Below are 13,889 nucleotides of genomic sequence, written 5' to 3' on the forward strand. Positions count from 1 at the left end.
GGACGAGACGATCCGGAAACGAGGACTGGCGTTCAGTGCCGGGAGCAACTATGGAGCGCCGCCGCTCACGCGGCGGTGATCTCGACGACGGTCGCCTGCTGCGGGTTCTGCACGGGCGGGCGCACGCCGACGAGGGCCAGCTGGCGCCCGGTGAGCACCGTGTCGTGGTGCGCCCAGTCGAGCGGCGACTGAGCCGGCTCCTGCACGATGCCGCCGGGCGTGACGATGCGCACGCGGTACGTGCGATCGGGGTCGAGACCCGGCATCCGCACCCTCCCCGTCGGCGACGAGATGAGCGACTGCGTCTGGGTGACGGTGAAGAATGCGCAGGCCGCATCGGCGGCGACGACCCCGCGCACGTCGAGCCCCGGATCGGCGACGTCGACGTTCACGACCCGGCCGGCGGCGACGAGCGGACGCACGCGCTTGGCCAGGGCCACCCACTCCGCGACGGCCGCCGCATCGGGCTCGGTGAGCGTCGTGACGTCCCACTCGATGCCGAAGTGCCCGAAGAGGGCGACCGCGCCGCTCATGCTCAGCGCGACGGTGCGGCCGGTGGAGTGCACGTGCGGGGTCGTCAGGTGCATGCCCATCATCTCGGGCGGCACCACCAGACCGGTGTTGCGCTGATTCTCGAGGCGCTCCACCGGGTCGAGGCAGTCGCTGGTCCAGATGCGGTCGGTGCGATCGAGGATGCCGAGGTCCACGCGGGCGCCGCCCGAGGCGCAGCTCTCGATCTCGAGGCCCGGACGAGCGGCCTTCAGCTCGTCGATCAGCCGGTAGACGGCGAGCGTGTGCGCGTGCACCTGCGCGGCGCCACCCGGGCCCGCGGCCGCGTCGACCAGATCACGGTTGTGGTCCCATTTGACGTACGCGATCGGGTACTCGTCGAGGATCGCCCCGATGACCCCGGCGATGTAGGCGTAGGCCTCGGGATGGGCGAGGTTGAGCACCTGCTGCTGGCGCGCCGACGGCGGCAGCTCGACGCGGCCGCGCAGCAGCCAGTCGGGGTGCTGCCGGGCGAGGTCGCTGTCGGGGTTGACCATCTCGGGTTCGAACCAGAGCCCGAACTCCATGCCGAGCCCCCTGACGTGGTCGACGATGGGGTGCAGCCCGTCGGGCCAGACGCCGGTGTCGACGAACCAGTCGCCGAGTCCGGCGGTGTCGTCGCGGCGGGCGCGGAACCAGCCGTCGTCGAGCACGTAGCGCTCCACGCCGAGCGCGGCGGCGGCATCGGCGAGCGCGGTGAGCTTGGGCAGAGAGTGGTCGAAGTAGACCGCCTCCCACGTGTTCAGGGTGATCGGGCGCGGCCGGCGCGGATGCTGCGGGCGGGCGCGCCACTCGTCGTGGAAGCGGGCGGCGAGCGCATCGAGGCCGTCCCCCCACGATCCGAACAGCACCGGCGAGACGATCTCCTCACCACGGCCGAGCCGGATCTCCCCGGGGGCGTAGAGCTCGCCGGCGCCGAGGAACGACTCCCCGGTCGGCGCCCGTTCGGCGAAGGCGCGCTGGTTGCCGCTCCAGGCGAGGTGGATGCCGTGCACCCGCCCGCGCTCGAACCCGAACCCGGGGGTGCCCGCGGCGAGCAGCAGGGTGGCGTCGGCTCCGGGACGGCCGCGCCGGGTCTCCCGCAGGTGCGTGCCGAAGGTGAGGTCGTGGCGCTGTCCCGAGCGCTCCCGCAGGTGACGGCCGGTCGTGTCGAAGATCTCCGTGGCATCCCACGGCAGCGGCAGCGTCGCGTGCAGCGCCTGCACCGTGTACGGCGCGTCCGCCTCGTTGCGCACCGCGATGCGGCTGCGCACGAGGCCGGACACGCCCAGGCTCAGTTCGACCCGCGCGCTCAGTTCGGTCTCGTCGTCGGCGAAGTCGAGCCGCAGCTCATGCGCCGTCGCCCGGGCGTCGGCGAGCGTGAACCGCGCGCTGACACTCTGCCCATCGCGGTGGCCCTCGAGCGCGGGGGTGCCGAGCCAGCCGGCGGCGGCGGTGGTGAGCACGCCCAGCCGGGCGGTGCTGTCGAGACCCCCCGAGACCCGCTGCAGCCGCGCGGCGCGCGCGAGGGACTGCAGGGTCGCGACCGGCGCATCGCCCAGGTCCTCGCCCCAGTGGACGATGGCCGGTGATTCCGCGCCGAGGTCGACCACGACGCTGGTCCCGCCGCGCCGCAGGTGGATGACCTCGGATGCCGCGCTGGCGAGCGGAGCGGACGAGACGGCGGCGGCGGTGTCGGGCATGCAGTCATTTCTAGCCGAAACCGCGGCGGTCGCCGCACGCGCCCCTCCCCCGGTGCGCCCGCTGCTGACCGTTACGGGTGGGTCGCCGCAGGCGCGTCGGGCTCGTCGCCGCCGGCCACGTGCTGCGCGCTCGCGGCGTCTTCGCGCACCTCGTCCGTGACGGCATCCGTGGGAGCCAGGTCGTCGGCGACGGCGTCATCGGCGTGGTGCTCGTGGGGCTTGTTCAGATCGCTCATGGTGTCCTCCTGGGATTGCGTCAAGGGTGCGGCGCAGCCGGCCTCCGCTCAACCGGGTTGACACCCACCCAGACGCGGGCGGGGTCTTCGCAACGCCCTACGAGGTCGTGTGCGACTCGGTGGCCGCGGGGCGCTTCAGCAGGCGGGAGATGCCCGTGACGACGAGGAAAATCAGCAGTCCGAGCACGAGACCGAAGACGGCGGAGATCAGCGTGTCCACGACCCAGACCACGACGGGACCCGCGGCTTCGATCGCGTGGGTCACGAGGTGCACGAGGTCGTACGGTCCCGTCCAGAGAGTCTCGGCGAGGTTCGCGATCACGAGGTGACCACCGACCCACAGCATCGCCACGGTGCCGATGACGCTGATGACCCGGAAGACGGCGGGCATGGAGGCGACGATCCGGGCGCCGGTGCGCCGCACCCGGCGCGAGGCGCTCTTCATGAGCCGCAGCCCGACGTCGTCGATCTTGACCAGCAGCGCGACCGCCCCGTAGACCACGATCGTCATGGCCAGGCCGATGACGGCCAGCGCGCCGAGCGTCATCCAGATGCCGAAATCGGGGTCGAGGTTCGCCAGGGCGATGAGCATGATCTCGGTGCTGAGGATGAGGTCTGTGCGCACCGCACCCAGCACGAGCTTCTTCTCGTCGCGGGGTTCGTCGTCGGCGTGCGCGTGCTCGCGGCCGAACCACTCCAGCACCTTCTCAGCGCCCTCGAAGCAGAGGAAGCCGCCTCCGATGATCAGCAGGAACGGCAGCACCCAGGGCGCGAACGCCGTGAGCAGCAGAGCGATCGGGATGATGATGACGAACTTGTTGACGAGGCTGCCGAGGGCGATCTTCCACACCACGGGCAGTTCACGGGCGGGGGTGATGCCCTGCACGTACTGGGGCGTGACCGCGGCGTCGTCGATCACGACGCCGGCCGTCTTGGCGCTGGCCTTGAGTGCGGCCGTCAGGATGTCGTCGACGACGGCGAGGAGTCCGACCGACATGTGTGACCTTCTCTTCCCGAAGGGGCGTGGCGGCGACGCGCCGGACACGGGGGCGCTGAAGGCCCCGAGCGAGGATATCCCTTCGCGGGCGGAACTCTCGACGTGCCGCGGGGGCGGGCGGAGCGGCTGGCGGAGGGGATCGGTGCGGATGCCGCCACCCCGCGGCATCCGCACGGTCGACGTCGAGGACGCGTGCGCTGCAGGATGGGAAAGTGACTGTGCGCATCGAGGAGGTCCCCGTCGAAGACGCGCGCGCCGTCGGGCTGCGCGGGATGCTGGACGACGAGTTGACCGTTCGGTACGGGCCGGTGACGTCCGGCGAGGATCCGGAACTCACCGCGGCGCGCCGGGAGGCCTTGCGCGTGCGCCCCGACGACGTCATCGCGACCTTCCTCGCGCTCGATGACGACGGCACGCCGCTCGGGCACGTCATGCTGCGCCGCCTCGGCGTGGACGTCGAGCTCAAGCGACTCATCGTGCCCGCCGTGGCACGGCGCCGGGGTGTCGGTCGGGCTCTGACGACCGCGGTGATCGAACGAGCGCGCGCGGAGGGCGCACGACGCGTCATCCTGCAGACCGGGAAGCCGCAGCCCGAATCGATCGCGCTGTACACGGCCGCGGGGTTCACGCCGATCCCCGTGTACGAGCCGTACGTCGCGTCGATGCCCACGTCGCTGTGCTTCGAACTGCCTCTGGTGGCACCTGGCGATCGTGCGGGACTCCGAGATCGTCCCGACACCGACCGACGAAGCCCTCCTAGTTCTCTACTTTGAGGGGCCGGTAGACAGTGAACTCATTGCACGGATTGAAAGGGCGGGCGGCTCGCGGGGCGCCTCACGGAACCCGTACTGGGACGAGCACGGCGTGACGCTCAAGGACCCGGATGGCTATCTGCTGGTGCTTTCCACGTGTTCGTGGACGTGACCCGGTCCCTTGACAGAAGCGACGACAGCGACCCGCAGCAGCATGAGCGGTCCGCTCAGCGCGGTGAGGCGGCGAAGTCCCGGGCCCGGAGGGCTGGCGATCTCGCGGCATGTCATGACAGCTGTTCTCACGCCCGTCAGCCGTTCTTCTTTGCTCATGGACCGCTATCGGGCACGGGAACCGCGCGCCAATCGCTCCCACAACTTCGTGTACTCGGGCAGGTCCCCAGTCGCCGAACCGATGTCGTCGACGGTGACGTCGGGTACAGCAAGTCCGATCAGGGCTCCGGCGGTGGCGACGTGGTAGTCATGGTCGGCTCGCCAAACCCCGCCGGTCAGTGGGCGGGGAACCACGCGGATACCGTCAGGTAGTTCCTCCACCTCACCGCCGATGGCACGAAGATTGTCCACTAGTGCGTCGATGTGCGTGCTCTCGTTCCCGGTGCGGGGCTTCAGTCCGGTGAAAGTGGACGGCCCGTCCGCGAAGGCGGCGAGGGCGGCCAGGATGGGGGTGAGTTCACTGATCTCCGACACATCGACGCACGCGCGCCGGATGATGCGCTCGGCGCCAGCGGTGACAGTCAAAGCTCCGCCGCGTCGGCGTGCGCGTGCTCCCATCAGCACCAGAATCTCGGCGAGCCGGGCGGCTGGCTGCGCGGAATGAGCGGGCCACCCTGGGACGGATACGCGACCGCCGGCTATCATCGCGGCGGCGACGAACGGTGCCGCAAGTGACAGATCGGGCTCAATGGTCGCGGCTCTGGCCCGTACCGGCCCCCCGGGAACGATCCACTCGGTAGGTGTCGGCTGGTCGACGTACACGCCGCGCCGGCGGAGTGCTTCGACGGTCATGGCGATGTCGGGGAGGCTTCCCAGCGGTTGGCCGACGTGGCGGAGCGTCAGACCGACGTCGAACCGCGGAGCGGCCAGCAGCAGCGTCGAGACAAGCATGGATGAACGGTTGACGTCGATCTCCACGTGGCCCCCCCGGATGTGTCCGCGCCCGTGCACGGTCAGCGGCACAGTCCATGTGCCCGCGTCGTTGAGGTCACAACCGATGCTGCGGAGAACCTTGATCACCTCGCCCAGCGGACGGTGCGACCGGCTCTCGTGAATTTCCACGGTTACACTGCCCGAGGCACGGCCGGCGACGGCGAAAGCGACGGGGGCAACGCCGTCGGGCTCGGTGATGCTCACCACCGCATCGGTGGCGAGCGCAGCGGAGGGATCGACGACCAGATCCGGGCCGAAAGGCCCAGTACCGGCGACCTCCCGGATATCCACGCCCAGCACGCGCGAGGTCTCGATCACGCCCGCCAAAAAGTCAGAATGCAACGGCCGCATCAGCAGGCTTGAGCCCTCTGCACTGGCAGCAAGAACGATTTCGAGATAGGTCTGCGCCTGCGAACCCGGCACAGCGACCACGCCATCCAAGGGCCCCGCGGCCTGGGGGGCCCTCCACTCAGCCGGAGAGGCGATGAACCTTGGAGATAGCTGTGCGTTGTCCATGCCACGCACCATAGGGAACGCCGGTGAGTTGCGAAAGACCCCCGTTCGGCGCCATCCGTAAACGGGCAGTGCGCGTGGGCGGCGCCTTCGCGTGCGGTGCCGATGCGATGCGTCTCCGACTCCGTTTGCTTTGCCGCATCGCGGATGTCGGATGTCCGTTGCATGATTCGCTCGGGAGGTCACGATGACAGACGTCGTATCCGCAGCAGGAGCTGTCTCGGCTGCGCTCGTTACAGGAAAGATGACGGAGTCGCAGCTTCGATGGAGCCGCCGCCATGCCAGCGGGACGGCACTCATCCATGCGCTATTACCCATCAGTAGGTTGCTGCAGCAGCGGGATATCGCCACGGATACCACGACGTGGGCGACGGCAGTCATCAATTGCATGGCGACCGCGCAGGCCGAGCGCTCCGCAATGCCGCGGCAGTGGGCGCACCTAGAAGGCAGCTTGCGGGCCGCGCTAGGTGAAGCTACTGGCCTTGGTCATGCTGACAGAATTCCGGTCGACGACTGTCGCGAGTTCTTCAACCCTGACCGCCATTGGATCGACTTTGCCGCCGACTACCTCACGCTCGTGCTCGCCGGTGTCGGATATTGGCGCGAAGAGTCGTCTACGCGACGCGCTGGCAGAATTCGGATCCCCAGCTTTGACCGGTGGCTCCAGGAGACCGGCCGCTACTTCCCGGGGCTAGGAACGTGGCCATCCCCCGAGGCGCTCAAGAAGCACCGCGGTGGGCGATCGACCCTTCCCTGAGCAGCCGCCACTCGCCGACCCGCCGGGGGCCATCCCTTGGCGGGCGGTACTCGAAAGCGGGGCCTCGCGGGCGGGTCTCAGTCCGTCCGATCGCTATCCGCATTCGGGCAGTGCACGGCCAGCGGACCGCTTCGCACACTCCAACAGATGACACATACTCGTGCAGCTGTTCAGATCAATGTCGGCGAAGGCTCATAGCCTGGCATCGTGCAAGAACTATTCGACCTAGCTTTCGCCCGCATTGATCGGGCGGGGGCCAGACGCCGCGAATTTTCGAAGGCGTGGGCGGACTACATCGCGGTGCACCCGTGGGATATCGACGTCCGTGAGACGGGCGAGCGGGAGTTCGAGATTCTCGCGGTCATGCGTGAGCCGGCGCCGATTGAGCTTTCAATGATTTTCAGCGACTGGCTTTCTGCGTTACGAGCCGCGCTGGACAACGGACTTTACGCCTGGGTCGCGGCGGCGACCGGCCAGAACCCCCCGCCAAAAGCCGAACGCATCCAGTACCCGATCTGTTCGACGCCCGGAGAGTTCGTTGACCAGCGCAAGCGGCTGTCCGGGGTGCCCGTCGAGATTCTCGACAAGCTTGAGAAGGCACAGCCCTACCGATCCCCGTACGGACCAGAGAGCAATCTGACCTATTGGGTTCACGAACTGGCACGCACCGATCGACACCGTGCGGCCCACGTAGGAATCGGGCGAGTGGACGAGCATCGCATTCGACTTCGGGTACCGCAGGGGGTCACGGCAACTTTCGACGAGACTGTTCGGCCATACAGTCACATCGAAGGTGAGCTCGCTGTGGGCCGGTTCATTACTAGCAAGTCAATCTCGCGCTTCGACGTTGCCGCAGACCTCACGGGCGTTGTCATCGCTCCGGAGATTCGCGCTTGGGCGGACTTCACCCTCAACGGCGGCAGGCAGTCGCTGTGGAGCCGGATGGTCTACACCGAGTTCTTCATCCGCCACCATCTTGAGAACATGGCGGCCTTTAGCGACGCCACTCCCGCCGGGGGATTCAAAACGTTCGACATCGACGAGGCACAGGTCGCCTCCGCCGATGGCCGATGATCCGTGCACCGATTCAGCGAGCGCCGAGCAACGAGCTGGCGCCGCATCGTCGCCTTCCCTAGCGGCCTTCGCCGACCATCGATCCTTGATCGGGCGTGGCGGGGACTAGGTGAGCTCCGAAGCTAGAACAGCAGGTCAGCTTGGTAGGCGTCCCGCCCGTCCGTCTCTTGCACGATCTCCTCCCAGGGCCATTTGACTGTGCTGAACTTGCGGTACAGGAGGAGTTGAAGATCGACGACACTAACCTCCTCTTGGCCTTCGTCATAGGTGACGACGAGACCGCGCCCATCCTGATCGATCTGAAGGCTGTCAAGGTGTCGCAAGATCGTCTTGAGATTCGGCTGCTGGATGCGCTTTTCACGAGCGTGCGCCTCACGATAGATCGTGCGTGCGTGAATGGAGCTGAACCCGGTTCGGTGGACACGGGTTGTGTGTTGAATTATGCCGCGAGGGCGGCGTGGTGGGTGTTCTCGAACTCCAGTGGTGAGACGTCTCCGATGCCGGAGTGGCGGCGGCGCGGGTTGTACCAGGCCTCGATCCATTCAAAGATCGCCTGCCCGAGCTCATCTCGGCTCTGCCAGACGCGTTGGTCGAGGAGTTCGCGCTGCATGGTGGACCAGAACGATTCCATGAGTCCGTTGTCGACGCTGGACGCGACCCTGCCCATCGATCCGAGGAGCCCAGCTTGTCGGAGCCGGTGCCCGAACACCCAGGACGTGTACTGGGATCCGCGGTCAGAGTGCACCACGGTCCCGGCCTCGGGTTTGCGTCTCCACCTCGCCATGTCGAGGGCGTCGACGACGAGTTCGGCGCGGATGTGGTCGGCAATGGCCCAGCCGACGACGCGGCGGGAGAACACGTCCACGACGGCAGCGCAGTAGACCTTCCCGGTCTTCGTCGGATGTTCCGTGATGTCCGTGACCCAGAGCTTGTCCGGAGCATCCGCGACGAACTTCCGCCGCACGAGATCCTCGTGCGGCGCCGGCAAAGGACGCGACTTTCCGCGTTTGCGACGGTGACTGATCCCCGCGATCCCCGCCAGGCGCATCAGCCGTGCGACACGTTTCTTCCCGCACCGGATCTGCAACCCGAGCCGCAGCTCGGCATGCACTCGACGCGCGCCATAGCTGGTCCTCGAGTCCTGATGGATTCGGACGATCGTGCCCGTCAGCTCCGCGTCGGCCCGTGATCGATCCGAAGCTGGCCGGCTCTTCCACGCGTAGTAGCCCGAGCGGGAGACTCGCAGCACCCGGCACGCCAGGGCTGCGTCGATCCCGGTGGCGACGAGACGGTCGATCACCGGGAAGACCCTTTTGGGCCGACCACCTCCCGCGCGAAGTATGCAGACGCCTGCCGGAGAATCTCAATCTCCGCAGCCTGAACCCTGTTCTCCCGCCGCAACCGAACCAGTTCCGCCCGCTCGTCGGACGTGACGCCTTCCTGGACGCCCTCGTCGACGTCGGCGATCTTCATCCACCGTCGCAGACACGACTCGCTGATCCCCAGATCGGCCGCGAGCTGCGCGATCGGCTTCTCCTTCGACCGCGCGAGCGCGACCGCCCTCCGACGAAACTCCACCGGGTGAGCTGCAGGCATGACGACTCCTTCACGAACGACTCTCGCCGCTCAGATCAAGTGTCCACAAGACCGGGTTCAGCTCCAATGCCGTTGATCAACTTGTCGTCGTCCGAATCGAGTATCACAGCCATGGTGTGAGCGTAGATACCGGTGCTGTTCTGGCGTGTTCGGATTCCCGCCGACGTCCGTTTTGCGAAGGACTGGTAGAGCGGGTTCAGGCTTTCAGCGAGCGCCATGGCGGCACTATCGAACAGATTCGCGTCGGAAACCTCGAACACTTCGGGAGCACTGACATCAAAGCCAGCCTCATCCAGCAACCCGAGCGCCAGCGCTCGGAGCAGGCCGGCATTTCCGTAAGCATGGGAGACGAGCTTCTGCTTTACCTGAGCATCGATAGACAGGTTCAACGCGCTCTGCCCCTTGTCGATGATTCGAAGAAGGTCGTCCTGCGTCCAGCTGAGCGAGAATTCGCGGACTCGCGTGCTCAGGTCGGGGTTCAGGTCGATGAGTGACTGCTGACTCCAGATGCCGACGATGATGACGAAGACGCCGAAGTCCCAGAAAGTCTTGAGATCGTACGCGAGGCGCCGACGCTCTTCATGCGAGAGGTAGTGAACGTCCTCGATCACGAGCCTCCGACCGCTCTCGTTTAGCAGTTCTGCGACGAAGCGAAGGTCGTTGACGTCCTGGCTGACGGGCTCGAGCTGTAATTCCTCGGACCTCGTGTAAGACAGTCCAAGCTTCCCGGCCACTTTCAAGATGAGCGACTGCCCCAGCGTCACGGACGACTCAACGTGACCCGCAAAGTTGCCGCCTTTCGTCCCCCGGATTACAAGGTTTATCCCCAGAGCCCCCAGCGCTTCCTTATAGAGGTCTTCGGCTGTCTTGTCGAGGCGGCACTGAACCACAATGGCATCCGGGACTGCCAGCTGTCGTAGCCAGGACTTTCCACTTTTGCTCGGGCCCGTAGGGAGATATGCACGTCTCTGCGCAGATACTTTGCTACCGTCGCGTCCAGCCCAGCTCGATCTACGTACGAATCGTCGCGGACCTGTTGTGATACGCCGAAAACTTCGTCGGCGCGCTTGCCCGGAGTGGTCATGTGGTCGCTCTAGTGATCGCCACGGTCGTAGCCGCGCGATTGGCGCCGCGAAGTACCAAGTCGACCGGCGCACATCGCGCGGATGCCGGTCGTGCTCCGGGCGCACCGGCAAGGATCGTCAGTGCGCTCGAATCAGAGGGATCGTCACCTGGGCGTTGGCAGGACGAAAGTTGCCAGCCAGACGAACAAGCTTGCGGTGAGGTGCCCAGCCGACGTCGCGCGACTCCGCGTACTCGACGGTTTCGACGAACAGCTCGAACCCTCGTTCGCCTCTCTCGCGGGAAATCCAGGCGAGGACTTCCTCCACCGAGTCGGCACCAGAGACTCGCTGCGGGTTGTGCTGCGCCGGCGTTTCAACATCGTCCCCAGTCCAAAAGCACACCCAGTAGACGAATGCGTCCTCCGACTCGGCCTCGAAGAAGGACTCGTCCCACTCGGCTTGCATCTGACCTCCCGGCTCAATCCGACGCTATCGCGCGCAGCCAGAATGGCGCCCTGACAGCCGCCACGTTCGTAGCGGGGTCCTCCCACGGGCGGTGTTCTTCGGTGCGGTCTGATTGAGCGGACGTGCCGAGCGAGCCGATGAGCAGCTCGCATCTGCACCGGGGCTGGTGAACGTGCCGCCGGTCGGCGCCGACGGGTGCCTACCGCGCTCGACTCAGGAAGTGAATGCGAAGAGGTAGTTCGCTTGGGCGAACGCGTATGCGGTGAAGAAAGCGATGGCGCCCACGAATCCTGACCCGATGAGCGTGACCACGCCCCAGAACCACCGGACACCACGGGTGAGGCTCGGAGGGAACACTGCGACCGTGATCGCTCCCGCGAAGGCGACCGCGGCGGCTCCCCACCCGAGCCCGCGCGCCGTGTAGTACACCGTCTCTTCTGCTGGTGTGGCAGGCCAAGGAATGTCACCTTGAACGGTCCCAAAGAGAAAGCCGCTGACCCCGAGCAAGAGAGTCGTGAGCACCGCAGTGACAATCAGCGGAGCCCACGACGTACGCGCCGTGCGTCGAGAAGTGTCGAGTGGTGCCGCCAGGCGCTGCTCTATGGTGTTCATCCCGAAATCCTCACAAGACGTCCGCCCAACCCGCAAGGGTGCTCACCCGGGAATGCGCAGCAGGGTCCTCGATCGCACATATGCCCGCTCTTGGCGCGACGTGCGCGGCTGGCGGCAGGGATTATCGCTCGCACCCGCCGTATGCGGCCGACCAGCGCGATTCCCCGGCTCCGCCTGCGGGAGGGCTGCCCGGCATTTAGTGGTCCAGATTTCGATCTCTCGGCCTCGATCGGCTGACAGCCGCCCTGACCGTTCGCCCTGCCCGGTGTGGTGCCCGATCGCGGGGCGCCTCGTGCGACAGGATGTGCCGCCACATCGTCCCCAGGCAGATGGGGCTCTCGCCGAATAGTCGGGATAAGTGTGATTATCGCGGCCTAAGTACAGACCCCTTGAAGTGAGATGGGGCTGAGCACGTGCGTGATCGAGCGGGCGCACGACGGCCCCGGGTGCGACCCGCGGTGACTACTCGAGTGGGTAGCGGGCCGTGATGCCTGAGCGCACGAGCGCGGCACAGCTCGAGGCGTGGTCGTCCGCGCGACCGGGGCGGTGAGTCACCGGCAGCATGGATCCTTCGCCGCTGCCGCAGGATGAGCACGATTGCGGGGTCTGTGAGAAGCGATTCGCGTAGGCCCGGGTGTGCGAGCACGCGGAGCATCGCCACGTCCCGCACGTCGGGCATGCCGGCGTCGCGGTGGAAGGAGTCGTGCGGGTCGTCATGTCGTACCTCCGCGGCGGATCGAGGTGGCGGCGATCGCCCGGCGGCACGGCGGTGGCAAGGGTGACCGGGCCGACGTGGGCGACCGGCGGTCAGAACACACGGATGCGGAAGCGATCTGCGACCGTGCGCAGCGCGTCGTCGGTGACGAGGATCGGTTCTGGCGAGAGCACGATGAGATCTCCCGCGAGCGGGTGATCCAGCCAGATGGCCTTGCACCAGGCGGCCCCGTGCTTGCTCCCGAAGTGAATCCCGAGAGGCGTTGAGCCGTCGTCGAGCCTGACATGCTTCACCGTCGCCGCGATCGCGGTCGTCACGACGCGGTCCTCCCCGCGGAGCACACCTGTGGTCAGCTGCGACAGACCGAGCGTCGCCAGCTCCGCCGACATCATCCGCTCGATCGCGGCGATTGAGTCGGGATGCTCGATGTCGACCAGCGCAGCACCGGTGGGCAGGTGAACGCGGACGATGCCGCGGTCAAAGCGCCATCCAGCTGGGATGGCACCCAGGCCCATGAAGTCGAGCTCTGACCACTCGCGGGCGACCTCCTCGACGAACTCCTCTACGGACATCTCGAGGGACTCCGCATCCTTGGCGAGGCTGTCTGTCGCTCCGAGCGCACGCTTGAAGGGTGCAAGAACTTCGGCGTACGCAGCCTCGGTCGTCTCGGCGATGTAGAACGTCTGGCCGGGGGCGTCGTACCGGTTCCAGTACTCCCTCGAGTCACCTGCGGTGCGAGGAGCGGCGGAGAGCGGATCGTACTCGCGCTTGCCCACGCGGAATCCGGTTGCGCCGCCGGCGTCGAGGATCCGCAGCCCGGTCCGGCTGCAGGTGCGACCTGTACTCACGCGGCCGCGGAGCCCTCGATGAAGGCTTTCACTGCCGCGGCGACGTCGTTGCGCCGATCCTCGCGGATGGCGGTGATGGGAGTGTCTTCGTGAAGCTGCGGGTTGCTCCCGATGAACCACTGGCGCGCGACGTGTTCGCCGTCGGCGGCGGCCAGCAGCAACCACTGACGGTGGGCAAAGGTGAGCCGGCGGGAGGCCTCGACGCGGGGCTCGGGTCCGTCTTCCTTCGCCCAGCGGATCGGAAGCTTGCGGTCCTTCGAGCCGGCGAGAGCGGCAACCAGCGTCGGGCCGAGCGCACCGTTCAGCTCACGCACGATGTCATGGATGTCCATCCGCATCGTGCGATCGTGTGCTGCCGTGGGGGTGAGCGTCTCCATGCGTCAATGATACCCCCGTACCACCAGAAAAGACACCCTAGTTCCACCTGATAGTCATCCTTGGGGGCCCACTCTACGGTCACTGCGGGCGGGTGGTCTCACGGATCCGGCGGGTCGCCGGCAGTGAACGGGGAACAGGTGCCCGACGGCATCCGGCGGGCTGGCGACGAGGTAGCGTGGATGCTGGCCGGGACGGCAGGATGAGCGTCCCCCACGCTCGCCCGGCACGCCCCTCGTGTGGCAACGTTCCTGGCTAGGTCTCTGCAGCAGGTCGGACGTCCCCCCGTCCGGCAGTGCTCGGAACCGCATATCGGCGCGCGCCATCCCCGCGTTCTGCGGGCGCACGCTGACACCCGGCGCTTTGCCCCCCCCCCCCCCCCCCCCCCCCCGGGGGGGGGGGGGGGCCCGGGCACCCCGGGGTTTTGGCCCCCCCCCCCCCCCCCCCCCCAGACGGGGCGCCGGGCGGCGCGGGACGGTGACGGTGGGGT

Annotated in this window: 15 protein-coding genes; 4 read left to right on the forward strand and 11 right to left on the reverse strand. The window is 67.2% G+C overall.

Features of this window, described 5'->3' with window-relative positions; translation table 11 throughout:
- Positions 1-65: 65 nt before the first annotated feature.
- The 3 genes from NQ165_RS12590 to NQ165_RS12600 all read right to left on the reverse strand — a co-directional run bounded on the left by NQ165_RS12590 (position 66) and on the right by NQ165_RS12600 (position 3,464).
- On the reverse strand, positions 66-2,231 hold the full coding sequence (locus tag NQ165_RS12590) for an alpha-galactosidase (protein ID WP_257533711.1): 2,166 nt from the start codon (positions 2,229-2,231) through the stop codon (positions 66-68).
- Positions 2,232-2,302: 71 nt separating this feature from the next.
- A complete protein-coding gene (locus NQ165_RS12595; RefSeq protein ID WP_257533712.1) occupies positions 2,303-2,467 on the reverse strand; it encodes a hypothetical protein in 165 nt (54 codons plus the stop codon).
- Positions 2,468-2,564: 97 nt separating this feature from the next.
- On the reverse strand, positions 2,565-3,464 hold the full coding sequence (locus NQ165_RS12600; protein WP_257533713.1) for a DUF808 domain-containing protein: 900 nt from the start codon (positions 3,462-3,464) through the stop codon (positions 2,565-2,567).
- Between the two features lie 212 nt (positions 3,465-3,676).
- Here NQ165_RS12600 and NQ165_RS12605 point away from each other — a divergent pair, with 212 nt between their 5' ends.
- Positions 3,677-4,237: a GNAT family N-acetyltransferase gene (locus NQ165_RS12605; protein WP_257533714.1), complete on the forward strand. Its 561-nt coding sequence runs from the start codon at positions 3,677-3,679 to the stop codon at positions 4,235-4,237.
- Positions 4,176-4,388, forward strand: coding sequence for a hypothetical protein (locus NQ165_RS14725; protein ID WP_374679392.1), 213 nt, complete (start codon positions 4,176-4,178; stop codon positions 4,386-4,388). The genes NQ165_RS12605 and NQ165_RS14725 overlap by 62 nt, the downstream gene beginning before the upstream one ends.
- A 164-nt stretch (positions 4,389-4,552) precedes the next feature.
- On the opposite strand, the gene NQ165_RS12610 is transcribed toward NQ165_RS14725, so the two are convergent.
- Complete coding sequence (locus tag NQ165_RS12610; RefSeq protein ID WP_257533715.1) at positions 4,553-5,896, reverse strand: 3-phosphoshikimate 1-carboxyvinyltransferase; 1,344 nt, start codon at positions 5,894-5,896, stop codon at positions 4,553-4,555.
- 184 nt (positions 5,897-6,080) lie between these two features.
- On the opposite strand from NQ165_RS12610, the gene NQ165_RS12615 reads away from it, so the two are divergent.
- Together NQ165_RS12615 and NQ165_RS12620 are read left to right on the forward strand one after the other, a co-directional pair.
- Complete coding sequence (locus NQ165_RS12615; protein ID WP_257533716.1) at positions 6,081-6,650, forward strand: hypothetical protein; 570 nt, start codon at positions 6,081-6,083, stop codon at positions 6,648-6,650.
- A gap of 207 nt (positions 6,651-6,857) precedes the next feature.
- Positions 6,858-7,724, forward strand: coding sequence for a hypothetical protein (locus tag NQ165_RS12620; protein WP_257533717.1), 867 nt, complete (start codon positions 6,858-6,860; stop codon positions 7,722-7,724).
- Positions 7,725-8,163: 439 nt separating this feature from the next.
- On the opposite strand, the gene NQ165_RS12625 is transcribed toward NQ165_RS12620, so the two are convergent.
- The 7 genes from NQ165_RS12625 to NQ165_RS12655 all read right to left on the reverse strand — a co-directional run bounded on the left by NQ165_RS12625 (position 8,164) and on the right by NQ165_RS12655 (position 13,401).
- A complete protein-coding gene (locus tag NQ165_RS12625) occupies positions 8,164-9,024 on the reverse strand; it encodes an IS3 family transposase (protein ID WP_257533718.1) in 861 nt (286 codons plus the stop codon).
- Positions 9,021-9,320 carry a transposase gene (locus NQ165_RS12630; RefSeq protein WP_257533719.1) on the reverse strand — a complete coding sequence of 100 codons (300 nt, stop codon included), beginning with the start codon at positions 9,318-9,320 and terminating at the stop codon, positions 9,021-9,023. The genes NQ165_RS12625 and NQ165_RS12630 overlap by 4 nt, the downstream gene beginning before the upstream one ends.
- Before the next feature lie 35 nt (positions 9,321-9,355).
- Positions 9,356-10,210 carry a hypothetical protein gene (locus NQ165_RS12635; protein ID WP_257533720.1) on the reverse strand — a complete coding sequence of 285 codons (855 nt, stop codon included), beginning with the start codon at positions 10,208-10,210 and terminating at the stop codon, positions 9,356-9,358.
- A gap of 312 nt (positions 10,211-10,522) precedes the next feature.
- Positions 10,523-10,849 (reverse strand): hypothetical protein, encoded by a 327-nt coding sequence (locus NQ165_RS12640; protein WP_257533721.1) that lies wholly within the window; start codon positions 10,847-10,849, stop codon positions 10,523-10,525.
- 213 nt (positions 10,850-11,062) lie between these two features.
- Positions 11,063-11,461, reverse strand: a complete 399-nt coding sequence (locus NQ165_RS12645) for a hypothetical protein (protein WP_257533722.1) — start codon at positions 11,459-11,461, stop codon at positions 11,063-11,065.
- A gap of 807 nt (positions 11,462-12,268) precedes the next feature.
- Positions 12,269-12,952 (reverse strand): hypothetical protein, encoded by a 684-nt coding sequence (locus NQ165_RS12650; protein ID WP_257533723.1) that lies wholly within the window; start codon positions 12,950-12,952, stop codon positions 12,269-12,271.
- Between the two features lie 68 nt (positions 12,953-13,020).
- Positions 13,021-13,401 (reverse strand): hypothetical protein, encoded by a 381-nt coding sequence (locus NQ165_RS12655; protein ID WP_257533724.1) that lies wholly within the window; start codon positions 13,399-13,401, stop codon positions 13,021-13,023.
- Positions 13,402-13,889 lie beyond the last annotated feature (488 nt).

It is taken from the genome of Microbacterium sp. zg.Y1084 (assembly GCF_024623595.1).
GTDB lineage: Bacteria > Actinomycetota > Actinomycetes > Actinomycetales > Microbacteriaceae > Microbacterium > Microbacterium wangruii.

Bases quoted from the DNA above. Each gene is read 5' to 3' on its own strand.
- NQ165_RS12590 (WP_257533711.1), bottom strand. From the start codon at position 2,231: ATGCCCGACACCGCCGCCGCCGTCTCGTCCGCTCCGCTCGCCAGCGCG.
- NQ165_RS12595 (WP_257533712.1), bottom strand. From the start codon at position 2,467: ATGAGCGATCTGAACAAGCCCCACGAGCACCACGCCGATGACGCCGTC.
- NQ165_RS12600 (WP_257533713.1), bottom strand. From the start codon at position 3,464: ATGTCGGTCGGACTCCTCGCCGTCGTCGACGACATCCTGACGGCCGCA.
- NQ165_RS12610 (WP_257533715.1), bottom strand. From the start codon at position 5,896: ATGGACAACGCACAGCTATCTCCAAGGTTCATCGCCTCTCCGGCTGAG.
- NQ165_RS12615 (WP_257533716.1), top strand. From the start codon at position 6,081: ATGACAGACGTCGTATCCGCAGCAGGAGCTGTCTCGGCTGCGCTCGTT.
- NQ165_RS12630 (WP_257533719.1), bottom strand. From the start codon at position 9,320: ATGCCTGCAGCTCACCCGGTGGAGTTTCGTCGGAGGGCGGTCGCGCTC.
- NQ165_RS12640 (WP_257533721.1), bottom strand. From the start codon at position 10,849: ATGCAAGCCGAGTGGGACGAGTCCTTCTTCGAGGCCGAGTCGGAGGAC.
- NQ165_RS12645 (WP_257533722.1), bottom strand. From the start codon at position 11,461: ATGAACACCATAGAGCAGCGCCTGGCGGCACCACTCGACACTTCTCGA.
- NQ165_RS12655 (WP_257533724.1), bottom strand. From the start codon at position 13,401: ATGGAGACGCTCACCCCCACGGCAGCACACGATCGCACGATGCGGATG.